This window comes from Archangium sp., from assembly GCF_036389735.1.
Classification (GTDB): Bacteria; Myxococcota; Myxococcia; order Myxococcales; family Myxococcaceae; genus Archangium.
Map to the genome: position 1 here is coordinate 1 of NZ_DASVWK010000864.1, position 3591 is coordinate 3591.

At 66.3% G+C, this 3591-nt stretch carries 5 protein-coding genes; 4 read left to right on the forward strand and 1 reads right to left on the reverse strand.

The window, feature by feature from the left end; all coding sequences use genetic code 11:
- From VF794_RS30920 to VF794_RS30935, 4 genes are all read left to right on the forward strand, one after another.
- Window positions 1–971, forward strand: a 971-nt coding sequence (locus tag VF794_RS30920; protein WP_331116664.1) for a topoisomerase DNA-binding C4 zinc finger domain-containing protein, incomplete at its 5' end; no start/stop codon positions are given.
- Window positions 972–1098: 127 nt separating this feature from the next.
- The gene (locus VF794_RS30925) at window positions 1099–1824 is read left to right on the forward strand and encodes a MotA/TolQ/ExbB proton channel family protein (protein WP_331116666.1); all 726 of its coding nucleotides are present in this window, start codon (window positions 1099–1101) and stop codon (window positions 1822–1824) included.
- Window positions 1825–1844: 20 nt separating this feature from the next.
- A complete protein-coding gene (locus VF794_RS30930; RefSeq protein ID WP_331116668.1) occupies window positions 1845–2366 on the forward strand; it encodes a biopolymer transporter ExbD in 522 nt (173 codons plus the stop codon).
- 2 nt (window positions 2367–2368) lie between these two features.
- Window positions 2369–2959, forward strand: a complete 591-nt coding sequence (locus VF794_RS30935; RefSeq protein ID WP_331116670.1) for an ExbD/TolR family protein — start codon at window positions 2369–2371, stop codon at window positions 2957–2959.
- A gap of 36 nt (window positions 2960–2995) precedes the next feature.
- Here VF794_RS30935 and VF794_RS30940 read toward each other — a convergent pair whose 3' ends face one another.
- Complete coding sequence (locus tag VF794_RS30940) at window positions 2996–3382, reverse strand: TraR/DksA C4-type zinc finger protein (protein ID WP_331116672.1); 387 nt, start codon at window positions 3380–3382, stop codon at window positions 2996–2998.
- Window positions 3383–3591 lie beyond the last annotated feature (209 nt).

A 3591-nucleotide genomic window follows, 5' to 3' on the forward strand; every position in this document is an offset into this window, starting at 1 on the left:
AGAAGCTGATCGACGAGCAGCACTTCACCCAGCCCCCGCCGCGCTTCTCGGAAGCCACCCTCGTCAAGGAGCTGGAGGAGCGGGGCATCGGCCGTCCCTCCACCTACGCCGCCATCCTCTCCACCATCCAGGACAAGAAGTACGTGGAGAAGATTGAAGGCCGCTTCCGGCCCACGGACCTCGGCCTCATCTGCAACGAGCTGCTGGTCAAGCACTTCCCCCACGAGCTGGACGTCGCCTTCACCGCCAGCATGGAGGAGAAGCTCGATCTCATCTCCGAGGGCGAGGCCAACTGGAAGGTCGTCCTCAAGGACTTCTACGCGCCCTTCAAGGAGACGCTCGAGAAGGCCGAAACGGAGATGCGCGACGTCAAGCGCGAAGAGGTCAAGACCGACGTGGCCTGCGAGAAGTGCGCCAACATCATGGTCATCAAATGGGGGAAGATGGGCCACTTCCTCGCGTGCTCGAACTACCCCGAGTGCAAGAACACCAAGGACTTCAAGCGCGACGCCGAGGGGAAGATCGTCATCGTGGAGGAGGAGACCACGGACGAGAAGTGCGAGAACTGCACCAAGCCCATGGTGGTGAAGCGGGGCCGGTTCGGAAAGTTCCTCGCGTGCTCGGGCTATCCCGAGTGCGAGACGTCCAAGCCCATCTCCATCGGCGTGTCGTGCCCGGACTGCAAGCAGGGCTACCTCACCGAGCGCCGCAGCCGCTTCGGGAAGATCTTCTTCGGCTGCAACCGCTACCCGGACTGCAAGTTCGCCGCCTGGGACCGGCCGCTGGCCGAGGCGTGCCCCAGCTGCCAGTCGCCCTACCTGCTCCAGAAGTACTCCAAGCGGGACGGTCCGTTCATCGCCTGCCCCAACAAGGAGTGCGACTACCGCCGGCAGGTCGTCGAGCCCGAGGTCGCCGCAGCGGCGGCGGCGGCTCCCACCGCGGGAGGCCCCAACGCCTCCTCGGCTGCTTGAGAGGCTGAAAGTTCAAGGATTTCAGGGGCCTACATGGCCCCTGCCTTGACACCCCCGCAGTGGGTCCTCTAGAAGTTCAGTGCCTGCCCCCAGGGCAGGCGCGGACGTCGAAAGGACCTGCTTCGCGATGATGCCCCTGGTGAGCGAGCTGTTGGACGTGGTGCTGACCCAGGCCCCGGCCAAGCTCGGCGTGGTGGACTCCGTCATCAAGTTCTTCAAGGACGGCGGCCCGTTCATGTTCGTCAACCTGTTCTGGCTGGCCGCCGCGCTCGCGGTGGCCCTGGAGCGGGTGGTGACGCTCATGTTCCGCTACAACCTCAACGCGCCGCCCTTCATGGAGCAGGTCACCAAGCTGGTGATGACCGGCAACATCGACCGCGCCGTGAAGCTGTGCTCCGCGGCTCCCAAGTCCCCTCTCGCGAAGATCATCCGCGCCGGCCTCACCCGCGCCCACCGTGGGGAGATCGAGGTCGCCAAGGCCGTGGAGGAGGCGCTGGTGGAGAACAGCCCGCCCGTGGGTGCCCGCATTCCCTGGCTGTGGTCGCTCGCCAACATCGCCACGCTGGTGGGACTCGTCGGCACCATCTTCGGTCTGATCGGCACCTTCCAGGCACTCGGCAACGTGCCCGCGGAGCAGAAGCAGGCCCTGCTGTCTGACGGTATCTCCAAGGCGATGAACAACACCGCCTTCGCGCTCTCCATCGCGGTGCTCTGCATCGTCTTCCACCTGTTCCTCACCTCGTACGCCAAGGGCATGGTGGAGAGCATGGAGCTCAACGCCCTCAAGCTGGAGAACATGCTGGCCCGCCGCGCCTCGGGTGAGACGGCCCACGACGAAGTCCGGGCCGCCTAGGCCACGCCGGAGGGGACCCCATGGCGTTCCATTACTCCAGGCGGAAGCTCAAGCCGCGTGAGGAAGAGGAGTCGGGCGAGCTCAACATCGTCCCCTACCTCGACATCCTCATGAACCTCATCCTCTTCATGCTGCTGTCCATCACCGGGCTGGCGTCCTTCGGCATCCTCAACGTGAGCGCGCCGAGCTACGGCGGCCCCAGCACCACGGTGGCCCCGCAGGACAATCCCGAGCAGCCGCGCCTGGTGCTCAGCGTCCTCATCAGCAAGAAGGGGCACTTCGTCAACAGCGAGAACGCCATCCTCGGCGAGGACGGCGCCCCCACCATTCCCCTCCAGGCGGATGGCGCCTACGACTACGCCGCCCTCAACGCGCAGATGGTGAAGATCAAGGGCGCCTTCCCCTCCGAGACGAAGGTGATCGTCGCCGCGGATCCGGACACGTCCTACGACGCCCTCATCCAGACCATGGACGCCATCCGCGAGACGAAGGATGCCTCGCACCGCCTCCTCTTTCCGGACGTCACCCTCGGAGCCCTCTAGCCATGTCGACGACGGGTGAGGACACCGCGCGGGTAGCGGTGGACGACGAGGCGCTCCAGCGGATGCGCTACCGCAAGGCCCTGGCGCGCAAGAAACGCAAGGAGCGCGAGGCCGCCGGGGAGATCAAGGAGCTGAACATCACCGCGATGATGGACATGATGACCATCCTCCTGGTGTTCCTCCTGAAGTCCTTCGCCTCGTCCTCGGCGGCGATGACGGCCAGCGAGGACGTGCGGCCGCCCGTGTCCTCCACGCGCGCCACGCCCCGGGACACCGTGGCCGTCACCGTCACCCCCAAGAACATCCTCGTGGGGGAGAAGGAAGTGCTGCGGCTCGCGGGCGGACAGCTTCCCCCCGAGGCGCTCCAGGGCCGGCTGGTGGTGCCGCTGGACGCCCAACTCAAGAAGGAAGTGGAGAAGCTCAAGTACATCGCCGAGCGCAACCCGGCGGCGCCGTTCAACCGGGAGCTGTCCATCATCGCGGACAAGAGCATCCCGTACGACATGCTCCTCACCGTGCTCTACACGGCGGGGCAGAACGAGCTGGAGAACTACCGCTTCGTCGTCCTCCAGGACGAAGGCAAGCCCCAGTAGGGCGCCCCGCGCTCCCGGGCGCCCTCCGGGCCCTGGCTAGAAGGACGGGGTGGCCTGGGGGCCGCCGCGCAGCTCCAGCTCGTGGCGCGTCGCGTCCTCCTCGCAGCGGATGGCGAAGGGCAGGGCCTCCAGCCGCTCGATGGGGATGTCGTAGCCGCAGTCCACGCAGGCGCCGAACACGCCCGTGTCCATGCGACGCAGCGCGGCATCGATGAGCATCACCTCGCGCCGCTGCGCCTCCATCAGGCTGGAGAGCGTGTAGTCCGCCAGCTCCGCCTGGGCGTTCTCCTCGTACTCGGGGTCGCGGTCCTGGTCCTTCAGCGCGTTCAGCTCGCGCTGTGCCCCCAGGCTGGCCTGGAGGATGTCCCGACGGCGGCGCTGCAGGAGCTCGCGAATCTTCAGAAAGTCCGTGTCTCGGTTCATGGCCCGTTGCTCCGTCCAATGGTGCACTGCGTCGCCCGGACATCACTTCCCGTGCGATGAACGGAGGAAAGCTAGGAGCCAGAGCGAGGTAGGGAAACTGTTTCTGTTTCTCCTACTTGTCGGATGGCCGAGGAGCAGGCAGGGGAGCAGGGGTCGGGCGCCCGGGTGGTGGACACGCAGGAGTGAGAAGGTGGGACAGGTGGGGGCGC